The sequence below is a fragment of the Acidovorax sp. GW101-3H11 genome (genome assembly GCF_001633105.1).
Lineage (GTDB): Bacteria > Pseudomonadota > Gammaproteobacteria > Burkholderiales > Burkholderiaceae_C > Acidovorax.
Genome location: NZ_LUKZ01000033.1, coordinates 72,981 through 92,929, shown reverse-complemented (window position 1 = coordinate 92,929; position 19,949 = coordinate 72,981). Strand labels below are relative to the sequence as shown.

The 19,949-nt window shown below is 66.6% G+C and carries 21 protein-coding genes; 14 read left to right on the top strand and 7 right to left on the bottom strand.

What is annotated here, in order from left to right; translation table 11 throughout:
• Nucleotides 1–416 precede the first annotated feature (416 nt).
• The 13 genes from A1D30_RS23215 to A1D30_RS23155 all read left to right on the top strand — a co-directional run bounded on the left by A1D30_RS23215 (nt 417) and on the right by A1D30_RS23155 (nt 11,342).
• Nucleotides 417–944, top strand: a complete 528-nt coding sequence (locus A1D30_RS23215; RefSeq protein ID WP_063463109.1) for a nucleoside deaminase — start codon at nt 417–419, stop codon at nt 942–944.
• Nucleotides 945–1,013: 69 nt separating this feature from the next.
• A complete protein-coding gene (locus A1D30_RS23210) occupies nt 1,014–1,670 on the top strand; it encodes a TetR/AcrR family transcriptional regulator (protein ID WP_063463108.1) in 657 nt (218 codons plus the stop codon).
• Between the two features lie 190 nt (nt 1,671–1,860).
• Nucleotides 1,861–2,163: a 2Fe-2S iron-sulfur cluster binding domain-containing protein gene (locus tag A1D30_RS23205; protein WP_063463095.1), complete on the top strand. Its 303-nt coding sequence runs from the start codon at nt 1,861–1,863 to the stop codon at nt 2,161–2,163.
• 25 nt (nt 2,164–2,188) lie between these two features.
• Nucleotides 2,189–2,776, top strand: a complete 588-nt coding sequence (locus tag A1D30_RS23200; protein WP_063463094.1) for an NAD(P)H-dependent oxidoreductase — start codon at nt 2,189–2,191, stop codon at nt 2,774–2,776.
• Between the two features lie 23 nt (nt 2,777–2,799).
• Nucleotides 2,800–4,128: an amidohydrolase family protein gene (locus A1D30_RS23195; protein ID WP_063463093.1), complete on the top strand. Its 1,329-nt coding sequence runs from the start codon at nt 2,800–2,802 to the stop codon at nt 4,126–4,128.
• Nucleotides 4,125–4,589, top strand: coding sequence for a RidA family protein (locus tag A1D30_RS23190; protein WP_063463092.1), 465 nt, complete (start codon nt 4,125–4,127; stop codon nt 4,587–4,589). Before A1D30_RS23195 ends, A1D30_RS23190 begins: the two co-directional genes overlap by 4 nt.
• Before the next feature lie 29 nt (nt 4,590–4,618).
• Nucleotides 4,619–5,482 (top strand): creatininase family protein, encoded by an 864-nt coding sequence (locus tag A1D30_RS23185; RefSeq protein WP_063463091.1) that lies wholly within the window; start codon nt 4,619–4,621, stop codon nt 5,480–5,482.
• A gap of 86 nt (nt 5,483–5,568) precedes the next feature.
• Complete coding sequence (locus tag A1D30_RS23180; RefSeq protein ID WP_063463090.1) at nt 5,569–6,567, top strand: ABC transporter substrate-binding protein; 999 nt, start codon at nt 5,569–5,571, stop codon at nt 6,565–6,567.
• Between the two features lie 193 nt (nt 6,568–6,760).
• A complete protein-coding gene (locus A1D30_RS23175) occupies nt 6,761–7,603 on the top strand; it encodes an ABC transporter ATP-binding protein (RefSeq protein ID WP_063463089.1) in 843 nt (280 codons plus the stop codon).
• Nucleotides 7,604–7,734: 131 nt separating this feature from the next.
• Nucleotides 7,735–8,520: an ABC transporter permease gene (locus A1D30_RS23170; RefSeq protein WP_109791018.1), complete on the top strand. Its 786-nt coding sequence runs from the start codon at nt 7,735–7,737 to the stop codon at nt 8,518–8,520.
• A gap of 102 nt (nt 8,521–8,622) precedes the next feature.
• Nucleotides 8,623–10,011 (top strand): FAD-binding oxidoreductase, encoded by a 1,389-nt coding sequence (locus A1D30_RS23165; RefSeq protein WP_063463088.1) that lies wholly within the window; start codon nt 8,623–8,625, stop codon nt 10,009–10,011.
• A 243-nt stretch (nt 10,012–10,254) separates the two neighbouring features.
• Nucleotides 10,255–11,091 carry an urease accessory protein UreD gene (locus A1D30_RS23160; RefSeq protein ID WP_063463087.1) on the top strand — a complete coding sequence of 279 codons (837 nt, stop codon included), beginning with the start codon at nt 10,255–10,257 and terminating at the stop codon, nt 11,089–11,091.
• Nucleotides 11,092–11,114: 23 nt separating this feature from the next.
• Nucleotides 11,115–11,342, top strand: coding sequence for a hypothetical protein (locus A1D30_RS23155; RefSeq protein WP_131798527.1), 228 nt, complete (start codon nt 11,115–11,117; stop codon nt 11,340–11,342).
• A 44-nt stretch (nt 11,343–11,386) separates the two neighbouring features.
• Here the strand turns inward: A1D30_RS23155 and A1D30_RS23150 are convergent, their stop codons facing one another.
• The 3 genes from A1D30_RS23150 to A1D30_RS23140 form a co-directional block, all read right to left on the bottom strand.
• Nucleotides 11,387–11,764, bottom strand: coding sequence for a DUF4288 domain-containing protein (locus A1D30_RS23150; RefSeq protein WP_063463085.1), 378 nt, complete (start codon nt 11,762–11,764; stop codon nt 11,387–11,389).
• 161 nt (nt 11,765–11,925) lie between these two features.
• Complete coding sequence (alaC, locus tag A1D30_RS23145; protein ID WP_063463084.1) at nt 11,926–13,152, bottom strand: alanine transaminase; 1,227 nt, start codon at nt 13,150–13,152, stop codon at nt 11,926–11,928.
• A gap of 160 nt (nt 13,153–13,312) precedes the next feature.
• Nucleotides 13,313–14,536 (bottom strand): MFS transporter, encoded by a 1,224-nt coding sequence (locus A1D30_RS23140; protein WP_063463083.1) that lies wholly within the window; start codon nt 14,534–14,536, stop codon nt 13,313–13,315.
• Nucleotides 14,537–14,789: 253 nt separating this feature from the next.
• On the opposite strand from A1D30_RS23140, the gene A1D30_RS23135 reads away from it, so the two are divergent.
• Complete coding sequence (locus A1D30_RS23135; RefSeq protein WP_063463082.1) at nt 14,790–15,518, top strand: haloacid dehalogenase type II; 729 nt, start codon at nt 14,790–14,792, stop codon at nt 15,516–15,518.
• Between the two features lie 28 nt (nt 15,519–15,546).
• On the opposite strand, the gene A1D30_RS23130 is transcribed toward A1D30_RS23135, so the two are convergent.
• The 4 genes from A1D30_RS23130 to A1D30_RS23115 form a co-directional block, all read right to left on the bottom strand.
• The gene (locus A1D30_RS23130; RefSeq protein ID WP_063463081.1) at nt 15,547–16,629 is read right to left on the bottom strand and encodes an adenylate/guanylate cyclase domain-containing protein; all 1,083 of its coding nucleotides are present in this window, start codon (nt 16,627–16,629) and stop codon (nt 15,547–15,549) included.
• Between the two features lie 362 nt (nt 16,630–16,991).
• Nucleotides 16,992–18,035 (bottom strand): fumarylacetoacetate hydrolase family protein, encoded by a 1,044-nt coding sequence (locus A1D30_RS23125; RefSeq protein ID WP_063463080.1) that lies wholly within the window; start codon nt 18,033–18,035, stop codon nt 16,992–16,994.
• A complete protein-coding gene (locus tag A1D30_RS23120; protein ID WP_063463079.1) occupies nt 18,032–18,865 on the bottom strand; it encodes a cyclase family protein in 834 nt (277 codons plus the stop codon). Before A1D30_RS23120 ends, A1D30_RS23125 begins: the two co-directional genes overlap by 4 nt.
• Nucleotides 18,866–18,899: 34 nt before the next feature.
• Complete coding sequence (locus A1D30_RS23115) at nt 18,900–19,892, bottom strand: tripartite tricarboxylate transporter substrate-binding protein (RefSeq protein WP_063463078.1); 993 nt, start codon at nt 19,890–19,892, stop codon at nt 18,900–18,902.
• Nucleotides 19,893–19,949: the final 57 nt, after the last annotated feature.

Below are 19,949 nucleotides of genomic sequence, written 5' to 3'. Positions count from 1 at the left end.
GAAGGAAAAAAGGCCCTCCCGCTGGGTGCTTCAAGAGCGTTTGGCACCGCCTGCTGCGGCCGCCTGTTCGACCCTTGAAGCCACGGTGTGCCAACGCACACCGCTGTGCGCACAGCGGGCTTCAAGAGCAATTTCCGACTGGCATCTCCCCGTGCAGGATGGCGCAAGGGCAACGCAGTGAACGCTTCTACTCTTGCCAAGAGCGATGCAAGAAGAATGCCCACAGCGCCTTGCGTATGTGCCCGCGCAGGGTCATAGCGCTTGCGCACCGCGCATCAAAAGCCATGCATACATGTCACTGATTGTGATTGGCATGCCAAATGCATAGCGCCCTGCACCACAACGGCGGGCGTGCAGACAGTCCGGCGTTGCACAACGACTGCCACCCACCCACCATCGACGGAGACACCTACACCATGCACGCGCTCATGTCTGCACCCCCGGCCAGCTTTGACGACCCCACCCCCATCAACGACACCGACGGCACCTACCTGCGCCAGGCCATCGCCTGGTCGTGCACCGCCCGGGCGCGCGGCAACCGCCCGTTTGGTGCAGTGGTCATCAGCGCCGAAGGGCGCCTTCTGGCCGAGGCCTACTGCAACACCACCGAGACCGGCGACTGCACTGGCCACGCCGAGACCAATGCCGTGCGCCAGCTCAGCCCGCGCGTGGGCCGCGATGCGCTGGCCCAGGCCACGCTGTATTCATCGGCCGAGCCCTGTGTGATGTGTGCGGGCGCCATCTTCTGGTCGGGCATTGGGCGCGTGGTGTTTGGCATTGATGCCGAACGCCTGCGCGTGTTCCGGGGCGAGCGCGCCGAGCAGCGCGATGCCGAGCTGTCGTGCCGCGACGTGTTTGCTGCATCACCCCACGCCATCGAATGCATCGGCCCGGCGCTGGTCGATGAAGCCAGCGCGCCCCATGTCGGGTTCTGGAAAACCTGACCCCCGCCCCGTGCAGGCAGAATCTGCGCCGCGCCTTTGCTTGCACCTCCCATGCCCCGCACCACCGACATGACCGAACCCGAAGCCGACGCCAGCCCTGGCGCCCTGCACAGCCGCGCCAAACAGGGCCGCGAACGCATCCTGGGCGCCATCCGCGAAGCGGCCATTGCCGAGTTCAGCCGCCACGGGTTCAAGGGCGCATCCACCAAAGCCATTGCCGAGCGCGCGGGCCTGACCAAACCGCAGCTGCACTATTACATCGCCAGCAAGGAAGAGCTGTACGAGGAGCTGCTGTATTCGGTGCTCAACGGCTGGTCGGGCGCGTTCCAGTTCGACAGCCAGAGCGACGACCCCAAGAAGGTACTGAGCACCTACGTGCGCAAGAAGCTCGACTACGCGCTGGACAACCCAGGCCTGTCGCGCATCTTCACCACCGAGGTGCTGGGCGGTGGGCGCAACCTGGGCAAATACTGGCCCGTGGCCGTCAAGTCCACCCAGCAGAAGGTGGACCTCATCAACCGCTGGATTGCCGAAGGCCGCATGCGCGCCGTGAACCCCACGCTGCTGCTCATGCAGATCTGGGGCATGACGCAGCACTACGCCGACTACGGCGTGCAGGTGCACATCATGCTGGGCCTGGCGCCCGATGAGCCCATCGACCGCGAGCCCATCGTGCGCGAACTCACCAGCTTTGTGCTGGTGGGCTGCGGCCTCGCACCAGACTAAAGCCCACTGCCCATTTCTGGGCATGCCCTCGGTACCAAAGCACCTGCAGGGCGCGATGCGCACCAGCAAGCGGCGCAAATCAGTCGCGATAAGGCAGCGTTGATCCACCACAAAGACGTTTGACGGGTTTTTGTGGCTGGCACAGCCTTTGCAATAGTTTGACCAATCGATCAAATCACATGGTCAAACAATGCAGACAGCCCCTGACACCGCCAGCGCCGCCCGCACAGAACACGCATTCGAGCTGATCCTGCCGCGCAGCCAGATGCGCTTGCCCGTCGCCCCCGGCGAGAGCATGGCCGACGTGCTGCAGCTCGCTGGCGTGCCGCTCGAAACCCTGTGCGAACAGGGCGTGTGCGGCACCTGCGTGACCCGCTGGCTGGACGGCGAGCCCGACCACCGCGACAGCTGCCTGAGCGCCGCAGAGCAAGCCACCCACGTCGCCGTGTGCTGCGCACGCAGCCACGGGCCCACGCTCACGCTCGACCTCTGAACTTCAACAAACAGGAAGCCCCGCCATGCGCATCCTCGTGATCTATTGCCACCCGGTAGAGACCAGCTACAACGCCGCCCTGCACACCGAGGTGGTGCAGCAATTGCGCGGTGCGGGCCATGAGGTGGACGACTGCGACCTGTACGCCGAGGGCTTCAACCCCGTGATGACCCGCGAGGAGCGCCTGGGCTACCACGAGGTGCCCAGCAACCAGTTGCCCGTGCAGGGCTATGTGGACCGCTTGCTCTGGGCCGAGGCGGTGGTGTTCTGCTTTCCCACCTGGTGCTTTGGCATGCCTGCGATGCTCAAGGGATTTTTCGACCGCGTGCTCATGCCCGGCGTGGCCTTTGACATCAGCGATCCGCACAACGTCAAGCCCTCGCTCACGCACATCAAGCGCATCTCGGCCGTGGTCACCTACGGCCGCCCGCTCTGGACGGCCCTGTTCATGGGCGACCCACCGCGCAAGTCCATCACCCGCTACATGCGCTTGCTCACGGGTGGCAAGGCGCGGGTGGACTACCACGCCTACTACCACATGAACGTGGCCACACCGCCCCGGCTGGCGGCCTTCAAGGCCCGCGTGGGCCAGGCCATGGCGCGCTTTGCATAAGACCAATTCCTAAGGGCCACGGCATGCACGCATCCAACACCCCCGACCACATCCTGCGCGCCCGGTTGCCGCGCTGGCTGCTGCCCGCCGCGTGGCCGCAGCAGGGCCACCAGCCCGCACTGGCCGATCTGCAGCTGGCCCAGGGCCGCATCGTGCGAGTGCTGCCCCACGGCACCCAGCCTGCGCTACACGGCGCTGTGTGGGACGTGGCAGGCGCGCTGGTGCTGCCCGGCCTGGTCGATGCGCACACCCACCTGGACAAAGCCTTCACCCTGCCCCGCATGGGCGTGGTCAAACCCGGCCTGCTGGGCGCCATCGAGGCCATGATGGTGGACCGCCAGGGCTGGACCGAGGCCGACATCCACGCCCGCGCCAGCCGCGCGCTGCAATGGGCCTACGACGCAGGCACCGTGCACCTGCGCACCCACTGCGACTGGTGGGAGCCCGACGCGCGGCCACTGGCCTGGAACGTGTTGCGCGCACTGGCACACGACTGGGCCGACCGCATCACGCTGGAGCGCGTGAGCCTGATCCCCTTGCACCTGTACGCAGACCGCAGCGCCGCCCTGCGGCTGGCCGCCACCGTGGCTGCGAGCGGCCCCGGCGCCTTGCTGGGCGGCTTTGTGCACTCCACCAACTGGGACCCACAAGCGCTGCGCCACCTGTTCGAAGCCGCACAACACCACGGGCTGAACGTGGACCTGCATGTGGACGAAGAACTGCACCCCGGCGCCCAGGGCTTGGCGACCACCGCCGCACTGCTCAAGCAGATGCGCTTTGAAGGCCATGTGGTCTGCGGCCACACCTGCGCCCTGACTGCACAGGACGAAGCCACCGCCCTCGCCACGCTCGACGCGGTGGCGCAAAGCCCGATCACCCTGGTCACGCTGCCCATCACCAACCTGCTGCTGCAGGACGCCACCACCGGCCGCACACCGCGCCAGCGTGGCCTGACGCTGGTGAAGGAGGCCCGTGCACGCGGCATACCGGTGCTGGTGGCCAGCGACAACGTGCAAGACCCTTTCTGCCCTGTGGGCAGCTTCGACCCGCTGGAGGCCCTGGCCACGGGCGTGCTGGCGGCGCAGCTGGAGGCACCTTTCGACCAGTGGAGCGAATCGCTGTGCCGCAGCGACTGGCTGCGCACCGGCCGCACTGGCACCACCGCGCTGCCGCTGCAGCCCGGCACGGTGGCCGACCTGCTGGTCTTCACGCAGGCCGACCACTGGGGCTTTCCGTCGCGCACACAAGGCGCGCAGGGCCGCGTGGTGCTGCGCCAGGGCCGCGTCGCCAGCGGCCATGCACCGGCTGCCTGGCATGTGCCCACAACCCAATCCGCAAGGAGCCTTGCATGAGTCCCATATCTGCGCCCGGCATCGCCCAGCCCCTGGCCCGCTACGCCGCGTGGCGCCGCGCAGGCGACTTCATCTACCTGAGCGGGATCATCGCCGTGGACCCCGCCGCCAGCCGCATCGTGCGCGGCTATGCCGACATCCCTGACGAGGCCGCCACGCTGATTGGCCGCACCGGCGAGTTCAGCAGCGACATCAAGGAGGGTCCCATCCTCGCGCAGAGCTGGTATGTGCTCGACCGCATCCGCCAGACCATCGAAGCCGCAGGCGGCCAGATGTCCGACGTGTTCAAGCTGGTGCAGTACTTCAAGAACCTGGATCACTTCCCGCAGTACAGCCGCGTTCGCAAGCTGTTCTTCCCCGGCGAGCCCCCCGCATCCACCGTCGTGGAAGTGAGCGGAATGTTGCCCACCCCCGACATCCTCATCGAGGTGGAGGCCACGGCCTACCTCCCCTTGCGCTGACAACGCCTTCCTTTACGAAAGAACCACCCATGCTGCACGGCTACAACCCGCCCCACCGCTACCTGCCCTACCTGAGCTGGACCGAGATCGCCGATTTGCCCGACAAGGAAAACACCGTCATCGTGCTGCCCACGGGCGCCACAGAGCAGCATGGCCCGCACCTGCCGTGTGCGGTGGACACGGTGATCAGCGCGGGGGTGGTGGGCCATGCACTGGCCCGCCTGCCGGCCGATGTGCCTGCGTTTGCGATGGCCCCCATCACCTACGGCAAGTCCGAAGAGCACCTGCACTTCCCCGGCACCGTCACGCTGAGCGGCGAGACCCTGCTGGCCACCATGAACGAGGTGGGCGAGTCGGTGTACCGCGCGGGGTTTCGCAAGCTGCTGTTCGTCAACGGCCACGGCGGCCAGCCGCAGGTGATGGAGATGTGCGCCCGCGAGCTGCGCCTGCGCCATGGCGACTTCATCGTGGTGCCCAGCTTCACCTGGCGGGTGCCGCATGTGGCGGGCAAGTTCCTCTCCGACAAGGAAAAACGCTTGGCCATGCATGCGGGCCACGGCGAAACCGCACTGATGCTGGCCCTGGCCCCCGACACCGTGCACATGGAGCGTGCGGTGGTCAACTACCCGCCCGTTTTTGACTCGCCCTTGCTCTCGCCCGACGGCCGCCCGGCCTGCGCCTGGAGCGCGCGTGACTTTGGCCCCAGCGGAATCATTGGCGACCCGCTGCCCGCCACGGCTGAGCAGGGCCACGCCATCCTCGAATCGCTGGCCGTGAGCTGGGCCGCCGCCATCACCGAACTGCACAAGCTGCAGTGGGCACCGCGCGCTGAGCCCACCTGGGGCCGCGCCCAACACACCGGCCACATCGAGCACCCGTCCGCACTGGCCTGAAACCTGCGAACGCCACCGCAAAACCTTTTCGCCTTCCCCTTCGTTGTCCCTTCGTTTCACCTCCACCACCCTACCGGAGTACCACCATGATGAAGACCGCCTCCCGCCTTTCCAAGCTTGGTGCAGCCGCGCTGCTCGCTCTTGGTGCCGTCGGCACCATGCAGGCCCACGCGCAGGAAAAGTTCACCTACATGACCAACTGGTACGCGCAGGCCGAGCATGGCGGCTTCTACCAGGCGGTGGCTACGGGCCTGTACAAAAAGTACGGGCTGGATGTGACCATCAAGATGGGCGGCCCGCAGGTCAACATCGTGCAGATGATGGCCGCAGGCCAAGCCGAATGCGTGATGGGGTCGAGCGACCTGCAGATGATTCAGATGCGTGAAGGCGGCGTGCCCGTGGTCAATGTGGCCGCGGTGTTCCAGAAGGACCCGCAGGTGCTCATCGCGCATGACGACGTGAAGAAGTTCGAAGACCTCAAGGGCAAGACCATCCTGATCGCCTCGTCGGCACAGCGCGGCTACTGGCCCTGGCTCAAGGCCAAGTACGGCTTCACCGATTCGCAGACCCGCCCCTACACCTTCAACATCCAGCCCTTCGTCGCCGACAAGAACACCGCCCAGCAGGGCTACCTGACCTCCGAGCCGTTTGCGATTGCCAAGGCCGGCGTCAAGGCCAACACGCTGATGTTCAGCGACCAGGGCTACCCCGCCTACGCCACCACCATCTCGTGCATGGAAAAGACGGTGAAGGACCGCAGCGCCGCCGTGGCATCGTTCGTGAAGGCCTCGATGGAAGGCTGGAAGAGCTACCTGGCCGACCCAGCACCCGCCAACGCGCTCATCAAGAAGGACAACCCCAACATGACCGACGAGCAGCTCGCCTACAGCGTGGCCAAGCTCAAGGAAATGGGCATGGCCACCGGCGGTGACGCCACCACCATGGGCATCGGCATCATGACCGACGCACGCGCCAAGGCCAGCTACGACTTCCTGGTGGACGCCAAGCTCATCGACCCGGCCAAGGTGAAGCTGGCCGAGACCTACAACACGGCCTTTGTGAAGGACCTCAAGGTTCTTCCCTGATTCGATTCACGGGCTTCCATCCACCCCCACCGTTCACGCTGAGCCTGTCGAAGCGCCGCACAAGGCTTCGACAGGCTCAGCCCGAACAGTGTGTGGAGTGAAGCCCGGTGGATCACCCGCGCCCCCGCTGCCACCCCAGCCCTGACACAGCCGCCCCACCCCACCCCACGGCCGCATCCATCGAAAGGCGACCATGACATCCCCCGCTGAATCTCCGCCGCTGGCACACGCCCAGGCACCGCTGCCCCATTCCACGCCCGCCGTGGAGGTGCTCTCCGCTGAAAAAACCTACCCCAACGGCACCCAGGCCCTGCTGCCGGTGGACCTGACCATTGAGGAAGGCGAATTCGTCACCCTGCTCGGCCCCTCGGGCTGCGGCAAGAGCACACTGCTGAAAATGGTGGCTGGCCTGCTGGAGCCCACCGACGGCCGCCTGCATCTGTGGCGCAAGCCCGTGGCGCAGCTGGACGAAAGCGGCAAGAAGATGGCGTTTGTCTTCCAGTCGCCCACGCTCATGCCCTGGGCCAGTGTGCAGACCAATGTGCGCCTGCCGCTGGACCTGGCGGGCGTGCCGCGTGCCGAGGCCGATGCGCGTGTGACCGAGGCGCTGGCACTGGTGGGGTTGTCGAAATTTGCCAACGCCCTGCCCCGCGCGCTGTCCGGCGGCATGCAGATGCGCGTATCGATTGCGCGCGGCCTGGTCACCCAGCCCGACCTGCTGCTGATGGACGAACCCTTCGGCGCGCTGGACGAAATCACGCGCCACAAACTGGACGCTGACCTGCTGGATCTGTGGCGCAAGAAGAAGCTCACCGTGATCTTTGTGACGCACTCGATCCACGAGGCGGTGTTCCTCTCCAGCCGCGTGGTCATGATGGCCGCGCGCCCGGGCCGCGTGGTCGAAGAGTTCCGCATCGACGCGCCCTACCCCCGCACGGCCGACTTCATGGTGTCGCCCGAATTCAGCCGCTACGCCAAGCTGCTGCAAGACAGCCTGCTGCGCGCCAGCGTGGACACCGAGGAGACCGTGGCATGAGCACCCCCTTCCCTTCCGCACCCATGGCGTCGCCCGTGGTCACCGCGCACCCCGCAGCCGCCTCGCGCTCGGCGCCTGCACCTGTCGCTGCCAAACCTGCCACCAAGACAACGCCCAAACGCCCGCCGCTCATGGCCCAGCCCCGCGTACAGCGCGTGGTGTACCCCGTGCTCGTCGGCCTGGTGCTGATCGCGCTGTGGCAGGGCCTGGTCACGGCCATGGAGCTGCCGCCCTACCTGGTGCCCTCGCCCATCCTGATGATGAAGACGCTGTTCACCGACTGGGCCGCCCTGGGCGGCTCGCTGTGGGTCACCGTCAAGATCACGGTGCTGGCCTTTGTGGTGGCCACGGTGGCGGGCGTGCTGATCTCGTTCCTGTTTGTGCAAAGCAAGCGTATCGAGACGGCGCTCTTCCCCTACGCGGTGCTGCTGCAGGTCACGCCCATCGTGGCCGTGGCGCCGCTCATCATCATCTGGGTGAAGGACCCGACAGCATCGATGGTGATCTGCGCCGCACTGGTGGCCCTGTTCCCCATCATCAGCAACACCACACTGGGCCTGCGCAGTGTGGAGCCTGACCTGCAAAGCTACTTCCAGCTCAACCGCGCCACGCGGCTGCAGACGCTGCTGCGACTGCGCATCCCGAGCGCGCTGCCTTACTTCTTTGGCGGGCTGCGCATCTCCAGCGGCCTGGCGCTCATCGGTGCGGTGGTGGCGGAGTTTGTGGCGGGCACCGGGGGCCAGGGCGCAGGGCTGGCGTACCAGATCCTGCAGGCGGGCTTTCAGCTCAACATCCCGCGCATGTTTGCTGCGCTGCTGCTGATCTCGCTCACCGGTGTCGCGCTGTTCGTGCTGATGGCATGGCTGACGCGCGTAGCACTCGGCGGCTGGCACGCCTCCGAAAACTCGCAGGACTGAACCCAACACTTCCGACACCACACCGCGCACCAACTTCAGGTTGCGCGGTGCAGGCCCCCTTTTGCCCAAAACGGCCCCCATCGAGCCCCCTGGAGATACGACATGACCGCCACCACCGCCCAACAACTGCCCGACCTGCTGCCCGACCTCGACTGGATCGCCGACCCGCTGCGCGTGGGCCGCCTCTCGCAGGACTTTGCCTGGTTCAGCCCCGTGCTCAAGCGCGACCTGGCAGGCAAGCGCGGCGACATCGCCGTGCGCCCGCGCACCGAAGACGAAATCCGCCAGGTGGTAGCGGCATGCGCCAGCGCGGGCATCCCCCTCACCGTGCGTGGCAGCGGCACTGGCAACTATGGCCAGAGCACACCGCTGCACGGCGGCGTGATCCTGGACCTGTCGGGCTACAACGCCTTTGGCTGGGTGCGCGGCGGCGTGGGCCGCGCGCAGTCGGGCATTCGGCTGGCAGACTTTGATGCGCAGGCCAAGCCCCTGGGGCAAGAGCTGCGCTGGCTGCCCAGCACCTACCGCAGCGCCACGCTGGGCGGGCTGTTTGGCGGTGGCTTTGGCGGTGCGGGCTCCATCAACCACGGCCCGCTGGCCGCGCCCGGCAACGTGCTGGCCGTGCGCGCAATGACGGTGGAGCCCGAGCCCCAAGTCATCGAACTGCGCGGCCCCGAGGCCATGCTGCTGCACCACACCTACGGCACCAACGGCATCGTGCTGGAGCTGGAAGTGGCCCTGACCCCTGCCGTGGAGTGGACCGAATGCATCGCCACCTTCGAGCAGTTCGACGCCGCGCTGGAGTTTGCCGACCGCTTTGGCAGCGCGCCCGGGCTGGAGAAAAAAGAGGTGTGTTTTGTGGCCGCCCCCATCCCGCAATACTTCACCAGCCTGGCCGAGCACCTGCCCGCTGATCAGCACGCGGTGCTGCTGCTGGTGGCCCCGCACTCCGAGGCAGGCATGCGCGACATGGTGGCGCAGCACGGCGGCCAGGTCACCTACCGCAAGACGGCCGATGAAGTGGCCAGCAGCCACAAGACGCTGCTCGAATACACCTGGAACCACACCACATTGCACGCCCTCAAGGTGGACAAGGGCCTGACCTATATCCAGAGCGGCTTCAACCCCATGCACCGCCTCAAGCAGGTGAAGGCGCTGGAGGCCGCACTGAAGGGCGAAGTCATGATGCACCTGGAGTTCCTGCGCACCAAGGAAGGCGCCTTCAACTGCAGCGGCCTGCAGATCATCCGCTACACCACCGAAGAGCGCCTGAACCAGATCATGCAGATCTACCGCGACCACGGCGTGCAGATCAACAACCCGCACGTGTACATCGTGGAAGACGGCAAGCAGAACAACCTGGACCCGGCCGTGGTGGGAATGAAGCGCCGCTTTGACCCGCAAGGCCTGCTCAACCCCGGCAAGCTGCGCAGCTGGTACTCAGCCGGGCAGTCGGCCCCCGCAGCAGCGCCCGCACGACAGACCGCCTGACTATCCACAGCCCACACCGCACGCCCCCGGTATTCCTCCCTCTCCCCTCGCGGGAGAGGGCCGGGGAGAGGGGGCAGCGTCCCCAAGCCACAACCCCCTCTCCCCCCGCCCTCTCCCACAAGGGGCGAGGGAGCCCAACACCCCACCGCATCCGGCCCAGCGCAAACATGCAGCCAAAACGCCCCCTTCCGCGCGTCCACAGGGCATAATCAGCTACTCATTTAATAGCAAACCGCCCGCACCATGCCCTGGCACGCTCGCCTTCAGCTCGACTACACGGCAGAACATAACGCCCGCACCGTCGCCCGCTACGAGCACAACGGCCCGCTGCGCATCCTGCAAAGCCTGTACCCCGAGGGCGACGCCATCTGCCACAACGTGCTGGTGCACCCGCCCGGCGGCCTGGTGGGCGGCGACACGCTGGACATCACCACCACCGTGGGCCCCGGCGCCCACGGCCTGGTCACCACGCCCGGCGCCACGCGCTTCTACCGCTCCACCGGCCCGCTGGCCTTGCAGCGCAGCCACCTCACCCTGGCCGAAGGCGCACGGCTGGAATGGCTGCCACTCGAAGCCCTGTGCTACAGCGCCTGCCACGCCGAAAACCACCTCACGCTGAACCTCGCCCCCGGCGCCGAATGCATCGCCTGGGACGTGACGGCGCTGGGCCTGCCGCACGCGGGCCAGCCGTTTGAACAAGGCCGCTTCACCCAACACCTGGAAGTGCCCGGCCTGTGGCTGGAGCGCGGCGTGATCGACGCCGCCGATGACCGGCTGCTGAGCAGCCCTTTGGGTTTGGCAGGCCACCGCTGCATGGCCAGCATGTTTTTTGCCGCAGGCACGCCCCTCGACCGTACGCGCCGCGACGCGGCCTTGGACGCGGCCCGCGCGGTGATGGATCAACACCCCCAGGTCAAGGCCACCGCAGGCGCCACCAGCCCCAACGACCGCATGGTGGTGGTGCGTGTGCTGGCGCCGCAGGTGGAGCCTGCGATGAAGCTGCTCAAGGCGGTGCGGGTGGCTTGGCGGGAGGTGTTGTGGGGGTTGGAGGGGGAGGCGCCTAGGATTTGGGCGATGTAGGTGGGCCGCGTGAGGCGGCGCATGTGGCCGACGACAATCCGGTTGAATTGAAGGGTTGTATGGACGCCTTTTTTGAACTCATCACGATGTTGGCGCTTCACTGGCGCATTGGACTCGCGGTGCTTATAGCGCTGATTTCAGCTGTCTTATTGGCTACCAACATCAGTTGGTTCACCGGGTGGTACGGCGTGTTGCTGGTGATATTCAGCTTTGGCGCAGGGTTGATTTGGGAAAGCATCCCCAGGGATTGATTTCGACAGCCGATGATTTCCCGCCTCCGCGCCGGGATTGGCAACTACTGCCGAAAATCCCCCTTCTGCCTGACCATCTGTTTGAGGTTCTTGAGCTTTCGAGGGGCACGCTCAGTCCACATGATTTCCGCCCCATCTCTCAGCTCTTCGTAGATAGGCAGGACATCGGTGACACCTACCAACTTCCATTGAACAGGTACACCTTCGGACCCACCCTTGTAGGGTTTCGAGTTCTCGCGAGCAACCGACAGACCCTTTTGATAGGCTTCATCGAGGTTCGACGCACGTACAAGAACGGTGTTTTCCCAAGACAGGAATCGAGCTTCATCATCGTCTTTCCTGTCGTCATTCAACTCCACGAAGCGCAGCAGGTAAGAAACCAAATACCAGCCCACCGGTGAAAGGTTCTTGTCGTATGTCATGCAACGATTCTCATGAATGTGGCCCGGGCCAAATAGAGAACCAGCCGCTCAAAAGAGGCATTGAGCAGCTGGCTTTTCCTAGATTCAACGGTGGCACGATTCAAAGCCAACCTTTCGGAATCTGCTTTTAGTTTGATCGAAGTCCGGCTGGCCGAGCTAGTTCAAGCTGACGCCACCGTTGGCACCTTCAACAACCCATCCGCCTTGAACATGGCGCGAATCCCCCGCACCGCCTGCCGAATCCGCGCCTCGTTCTCGATCAACGCAAAGCGCACGTACTCATCCCCCTGGTCGCCAAACCCGATGCCCGGCGACACACACACCTTGGCTTTGTCCAGCAGTTGCCGCGCAAACTCCAGCGAGCCCAGTGCGCGATACGGCTCGGGGATGCGGGCCCAGATGTACATGCTGGCCTTGGGGCAGTCCACGGCCCAGCCCGCTTCGGTGAGGCCCTTGTAGAGCACGTCGCGGCGGCGCTGGTACTGGGCGGCGATGTCTTTCACGCACTGCTGGTCGCCCTCCAGCGCAGCAATGGCAGCCACCTGCAGAGGCGTGAAGGTGCCGTAGTCGTGGTAGCTCTTGATGCGGGCGAGCGCGGCCACCAGGTCGGGGTTGCCCACCATGAAGCCCACGCGCCAGCCGGCCATGTTGTAGCTTTTGCTCAGGGTGAAAAACTCCACCGCCACATCCTTGGCGCCGGGCACTTCCATGATGCTGGGGGCGCGGTAGCCGTCGTACACGATGTCGGCGTAGGCTAGGTCGTGCACCACCAGAATGTCGTGCTTCTTGGCCAGGGCGATCACGCGCTCGAAGAACGACAGCTCCACGCACTGCGCGGTCGGGTTGCTCGGGAAGCCAAAGATCATCATCTTGGGCTTGGGGTAGCTGCCCCGGATGGCCTTTTCCAGTTCGGCAAAAAAGTCCACATCGGGTGCCACGGGCACGCTCCGGATGTCAGCGCCAGCAATCACCGCGCCGTAGATGTGGATGGGGTAGCTGGGGTCGGGCACCAGCACGGTGTCGCCCCGGTCCAGCGTGGCCAGCATGAGGTGGGCCAGGCCTTCCTTGGAGCCGATGGTGACGATGGCCTCGGTGTCGGGGTGGATGTCCACCGCGTAGCGGTCTTTGTACCAGTGGCTGATGGCGCGGCGCAGGCGCGGGATGCCTTTGCTGGCGCTGTAGCCGTGGGTGTCGGGCCGCTGGGCCACTTCGGTGAGCTTGGCGACGATGTGCGGTGGTGTGGCCCCGTCGGGGTTGCCCATGCTCATGTCGATGATGTCTTCGCCCCGGCGGCGGGCGGCGAGCTTGAGCTCGGCCGTGATGTTGAAGACGTAGGGAGGGAGGCGATCGATGCGCGCAAAACGGCGCTTGCCCTGCGATGCAGACATGCGGTGTGACTTTCACGTAAGCGCCCGGAACCGTCCGAGCGACGTGGCTGGCAGAAAGGCCGGCCCGCAGCCAATGTAACGCACAACCGGGCGCACCAGCCAGCCACTTTGCGCGCGGCTGTCGCACGGCCGCTACGCGGCGGCCGGCCCGTGGTTGACGTTATGCAGCGGCAGAGGCGCGTGCCGCCGTGGCCTTTTCGCTGCCCCACGACCACGCAAAGATAGCCACGCCCCCCAGGCCCAGCACCACGCCCACCCACCCGGTAGACGTCCAGCCCAGGCCCGCCGAAATGGCCACGCCGCCCAGCCATGCGCCCAATGCGTTGGCAGCGTTGAAGGCCGAGTGGTTGAGTGCAGCGGCCAGGGTCTGCGCGTCGCCCGCCACGTCCATCAGGCGGATCTGCAGCGCGGGGCCGATGGCCACCACGGTGCCCAAAAGGAACGTGGCCATTGCGGCGCTGGCAGGGTGGTGCGCGGCGGGCACAAACAGCGCCATGACCACGATGGACCACAGCAGCACCTTGCCGATGGCGGGCATGAGCGCCTTGTCGGCCATGCGCGAGCCGACGATGTTGCCCGCCACCATGCCCAGGCCAAACAGCGACAGCACAAAGGGCATGAGTGCGGGTGGCATGCCTGCCACCTCCAGCAAGGTGGGCTTGATGTAGCTGAACACCGCAAACATGCCGCCAAAGCCGATGGCGCCAATGCCCAATGTGAACCACACCTGCTTGCGCGCCAGCGCGCCCAACTCACGCAGCGGGCTGGCGCCGTGCGATGCGGGCATGGCGGGCACCCACAGGCGCACCATGACGACGGCGGCCACGGCAATGAGCCCGACAAACACAAAGGCCGCGCGCCAGCCAAACGCCTCGCCCAACGCAGCGGCTATGGGCACGCCCACCAGCGTGGCGGTGGTCAGCCCCAGCATGACCCAGCCCACGGCGCGTGCCCGGCGGCCGGGGGGCGCCAGTGCAGCCGCCACCAGTGCGGCCACACCAAAGTAAGTGCCGTGTGGCAGGCCGGTAAACAGCCGCATGGCGGTGAGCGAGCCATAGCCCGGCGCCAGCGCCGATGCGAAATTGCCCAGCGCATACACCACCATCAGCGCCATGAGAAGCGCGCGCCGCCCCCAGTGGGCGCACAGCACGGCCAGCACGGGTGCGCCCACCACCACGCCCAGGGCATAGGCGCTGATGACGTGGCCCGCCTGCGGAATGCTCACGCCAATGTCGCGCGCTACCTCGGGCAGCAGGCCCATGATGACGAACTCGCCCGTGCCGATGGAGAAGCCGCCCACCCCCAGGGCCAGCACGGCGCGCACCAGGGTGCGGTCGTCGGTGGGGGTGGAATCGATGGTCGTGGAGGGAAGAGGCGCAGTCATGGCAAGGGCAACAACAGGGGCAAGCGGCCCCGGCAGATGGCGGCGCAGCGCAAGAAACAAACAGAATTTGGGGCGGGAACGGGCCCGAAGAAGAAACGCAGTTACAGGGGTAAACCCGAATTCGGTAACCATAACATGCCCCGCGCGGCCTTGCAGGTGCGGGGGCATGCGTCGCCTGGGGAAACCGCCCATCGCCAGGGCTGCTAGGCTGACACCCCTACCCGCCCCCTCCCCTTTTTTGCAAGGACGGCCAATGCACACCACCCCGAGCACCGCAGACACCATTGCCAGCACCGTCCAGGTGCTGGCCTTCGACATCTTTGGCACCGTGGTGGACTGGCACGGCAGCATCGTGCGCGAGATGCAGGCGCTGTACCCGGCGGTGGATGGCGATGCGTTTGCGCTGGCCTGGCGCGCGGGCTACCAGCCTGCCATGGCGCAGGTGATGCGGGGCGAACGGGGCTGGACGCTGGTGGACGACCTGCACCGCAGCATCCTCGACGAGATCCTGCCGCGCTTTGGCCTGGCGCACCTGCCCGAGGCCGAGCGCCGCCACCTCAACCGCGTGTGGCACCGGCTCCATGCCTGGCCCGACAGTGTCGAAGGCCTGACGCGGCTGAAAAAACGCTTCACCATCACCTCGCTGTCGAACGGCAACATCGGCCTGCTGACCAACATGGCCAAGCACGCCGGCCTGCCGTGGGACTGTGTGCTGAGCGCCGAGGTCTTCAAGGCCTACAAGCCCCACCCCGACACCTACCTGGGTGTGGCCCGTGTGTTTGATGTGCCGCCCGAGCAGGTGGCGCTGGTGGCCACCCACCATGACGACCTGGCCGCCGCGCGGGCCTGCGGCCTGCGCACCGCCTACATCGAGCGCCCCCTGGAGCTGGGCGCCGCCCGGCCCAAGGACGGCACGCCACAGCCGGGCAACGATCTGCACGCCACAGACCTGAACGATCTGGCACAAATGCTGGGCTGCTGAATGTGCGCCGGGGGCGCACCCGCGCCGGTCAGTGCGCTACCAAGAGCTGCACAAACATCTGCACCTTGGCGTGGCACTCGGCGCTGATGGAGGTGAACTCCAGCCCTGCCACCCATTCGTCGCCCTCTGGCTTGAGTGTGATGACGCGCGCATACACATCGGCCACGCGGTAGTCCACCAGCGGCAGCTCAAACTCCAGCTTGATCTCGCTGTGCGGCTCCAGCGGCTCGATCAGCTCCACCAGCAGGCCGTGGTAGCCGATGTCGCGGATGGCACCGTGCACGATGTGGGGCACCACGATCTTGTCCTGCATGCGCTGGCACAGGCAGGGCAGGCGCGCATCCACGCGGTGGCTGCGGCGGAACTCCTGGCGCGGCACCTTGAGCTTTTGCGAGGGGATGGCGATCAGCTCGCGCAGGCTCACGGGCTGCGTGCGGCCCTTGACGTAGACCTGCATGGGCGCCGATGCCGACACCAGCCCCCAGCAGCGCTGGTACGTCGTGTCGCTGATGAGCACCTGGCCGCGCAGGCTCAGCGCCTCGATGCGCGAGGCCAGGTTGACGGCCTCGCCGATCACGGTGTATTCGGAGTACACGTCCGAGCCAAAACGCCCCGCCATCACCGTGCCCGTGTTCACGCCAATGCCCAGGAACACCTCGGGCAGCCGCTCGCGCAGGTGCGCCAGGTTCAGCTCGCGCATGGCGATCTGCATCTCTACCGCGCAGAGCAGCGCGCGGTCCACATCATCGTCGCGCGCCACGGGGGCGCCGAACAGCACCATGATCGAGTCGCCCATGAACTTGTCGATGCTGCCCTGGTACTTGAACACCACTTCGGACAGCCGCGCCAGGCAGCGGTTGAGCGCCGCAATGACCACGGCTGCGGGCTGCGAGCCCGACAGCGCGGTGAACCCGCGCAGGTCGGCCAGCAGGATGGTGACCTCGCGCGGCACCACGTCCAGGCCCTCGCTGGCACCGCCATCGGGGCTTTGCATGCCGTGCAGGATGCTGGCCATCTCGGCCTGCGCCGCGTCTGAAAGGGTCGTACCGGTCTCGCGCTCGATCAGCGACTGTAGGCGGCGCACGGCGTCGTGGTGGAATTCTTTGTGCATGGCGCGAGGAAGGTGGGGGAGTTTGTTGGTATGCGGGGCATCACCGACCCCCTGCCAGCCAGAATAGGCGCCGCCCAGCGGCTGGTCAACCGGTGAAAACACCCCGGGGCCGTGTGGCTGAAGCTGGCTTGGCGTGACCCCTCGCCCCTGGTGGGAGTTGCCGGGGGAGAGGGGAGGCGCGGGGCCCCAGAGCGACCAACCCCCTCTCCCCAACCCTCTCCCGCGGGGGGAGAGGGAGAAAGACCCGGCGCTGCGGGCCGTGGAAGCAGGGGCGGCCGCCCCGACCCGACCCGACCCAAGGTAAGGCCGGATGAACTGGAGAGAGAAAAATTCAAGGTTTTTTGGCCTCTACCGCGCGACCATCATGCCCCAAAAGCTATCAAATCAGTAGCATCCGCAATCGTCACCCGGCCCTGGCCCGCCGCGCAGCACGGCACCACCATCTGGTCGATCACGCCAAACGGCGCGGGCTGGCCCTGCCCGTCCAGCGCCACCATGCGCACCCGCTCGCCAAAGCGCAGAAACGGTGTGTGCGGCGCGCCGTCGGCCAGCGCCTCGACCATGCGGCGCTCGGCGATGCAGGACGAGCCCACGGCCACATCCGCATTCGACACGGTGCCCGAGCCAATCAGGGTGCCCGCCGACAGCGTGCGCGTGCGCGCTGCATGGGCGATGAGCTGGCCGAAGTCAAAGTGCATGGCGCCGCCGTGCGGGTGGCCAAACCATTCGCCGTTGCGCTGCGTCTGCAGCCACAGGTGCACGCGGCCGCCGTTCCATGCTGCACCCAGTTCGTCGGGCGTGATGGCGATGGGCGCGAACGCCGTGGACGGCTTGGCCTGCACAAAGCCGAAGCCGCTTTTGGCCTCGCGCGGGCCGAAGGCGCGCAGGCTCCAGTCGTTGATGAGCACGATGAGGCGCACATGCTGCAGCGCCTCTTCGGCGGTGACGCCCAGGGGGGTTTCGCTGAGCACCACGCCAAACTCGCCCTCAAAGTCGATCTGGTCGGCTTCGGACGGCAGGGGCACATCGTCGTGTGGGCCCAGAAAGTCGTCGGCTGCGCCCTGGTACATGAGTGGAATGGTGTCGAAGTCGGCCACCGGCGGCACCTTGAACGCGCGCTCCATGAGGTGGCCGTGGTTCAGAAAGGCCGAGCCGTCCAGCCATTGCCAGGTGCGTGGCAGCGGTGCCAAACACTGGCGCGCATCAAAGGGCATGGCGCCCAGGGCGGCGGGCGCGTTCACGGTGCGGGCCAGGTCGTGCAGAGCGGGCTCCACCACGCTCCAGCGCTCCAGGGCGTCGAGCAGCGTGGGGGCCACGGGGCTGGCGTCGATGCAGCGGCGCGCGTCGTCCGACACGACCACCAGGCGGCCATCGCGCTGGCCGTTCCGCAAGGTGGCGAGTTTCATGGCGCCACTCCGGCCGCCTGCTGCAGCGGCAGCACCGGGTCGAAGATGGCCACGGCCCGCGTCCAGCCCGCCGAGGCGCCGCGCACCTTGACGGGAAAGCACGAAATATAAAAACCGGTGGCAGGCAGCGCCTCCAGGTTGTGCAGTTTTTCGAGGTGGCAGTAGCCAATGTCGCGCCCGGCCTTGTGGCCCTCCCAGATCAGCGATGCGTCACCGCTTTCGGCATAGCGCTGCGCGGTGTAGGCGAAGGGGGCATCCCAGCTCCAGGCATCGGTGCCGGTCAGGCGCACGCCGCGCTCCAGCAGGTACATGGTGGCCTCGTAGCCCATGCCGCAGCCCGCACGGGTATAGCCGGGTGTGCCATAGGCGCTGCCCGCGCGGGTGTTGACCACCACGATCTCCAGTGGCTGCAGTGTGTGGGCTATGCGCGCGAGTTCGGCCTCCACATCGGCGGCCTGCACCACGTAGCCGTCGGGCAGGTGCCGAAAGTCCAGCTTCACGCCGGGTTGGAAGCACCAGTTCAAATCCACCTCGTCGATGGACAGCGCGCGCTGCCCGCCGTCCATGGTGGAGGCAAAGTGGTAAGGCGCATCCAGGTGCGTGCCGTTGTGGGTGTTGAGCTGCACCTCCTCCACCGCCCAGGATTCGCCATCGGGCAGGTCTTCTTTCTTCAAGCCGGGGAAGAACTGCGCCAGGTCCGCAAAGCTCATCTGGTGGTCGATGTAGTGGATGCGCGGGCCCAGGCCCGGCGGGTCAGAGACAACATCGTTTTCAAGGTGCATCGAGATATCGACGATGCGGCGCGCAGGTGTGGCGAGCGTGGTGGTCATGGCGGGGTCGGGTGGAAAGGTCGAAACAAGGCGATCAGGATTCGGCCGTGAAGCCGGTCTGCTTGATGAGGCCGCGCCACTGGTCGGCATCGGCCTTGAGCATCTGCGCCAGCTGCGCGGCGGTGGAGGGCTTGACCTCCAGGCCGTACTGCTTGCCGTACTCCACCACCTCGGGCTGGCTCAATGCGGCCTGCAGGGCATCGGATGCGCGCTTGATGGTCTCGGGCGTGGCCTTGCCGGGCAGGAAGAAGCCGTACCACTCGCTGACCTTGAGCGGGTAGCCCAGCTCCGTCAGCGTGGGCACCTGCGGCAGAAACGGCGAGCGCTTGCTGCCCGCAATGGCCAGCACGCGCAGCTTGCCGCCCTTGCCATGCTGCAGGTAGTCGCCAATCGGCCCCCAGAACGCAGGGATCTGCCCGCCCAGCAGGTCTTGCATGCCGGGCACCGTGCCCCGGTAGGCAATGTGGCGCATGTCTATCTTGCTGAACTGGCCCAGCAGCACGCCCACCATGTGCGGCATGGAGCCCGCGCCGGGGCTGCCGTAGTTGGCGCTGCCGGGGTTGGCGCGCATCCAGTCCAGCAGGTCGGCCAGCGTGCGCACGCTCTCGGGCACGCCAGGGCCCACGGCCAGGCCGTGGTCGAACATGGCGCCCAGCGACACGGGCGCCACGTCGTCCAGCGTGTAGCGCAGCTTGGGGTAGGTGTAGGGGTAGATGGACAGCATGGACGACGGCGTGACGAGCAGGCTGGTGCCATCGGCCGGACTGTCGCGCAGGTTGAGGACGCCGATCTGCCCGCCTGCGCCGGGCTTGTTGTCTACCACCAAGGATGCTGCGTAGTGGCCGCGCATGCGGTCGGCCACACGGCGCGCCAGCGCATCGGCCGTGCCCCCAGCCGGAAAGCCCGAGATGATGCGCGCCATGTCGGGCAGGGCGTCCTTGCCAGCCTGCGCCCAGGCGGCAGGGGCACTGCCCAGGGCGGGCAGCAGGGCGGCAGAAAGCTGGGTGAAGCGGCGGCGGGTGATCATGGTGTCTGTCTCCTGTGGGATTGGATGGTGGTTGCAGCGAAGCCCCGCCAGCCTGGT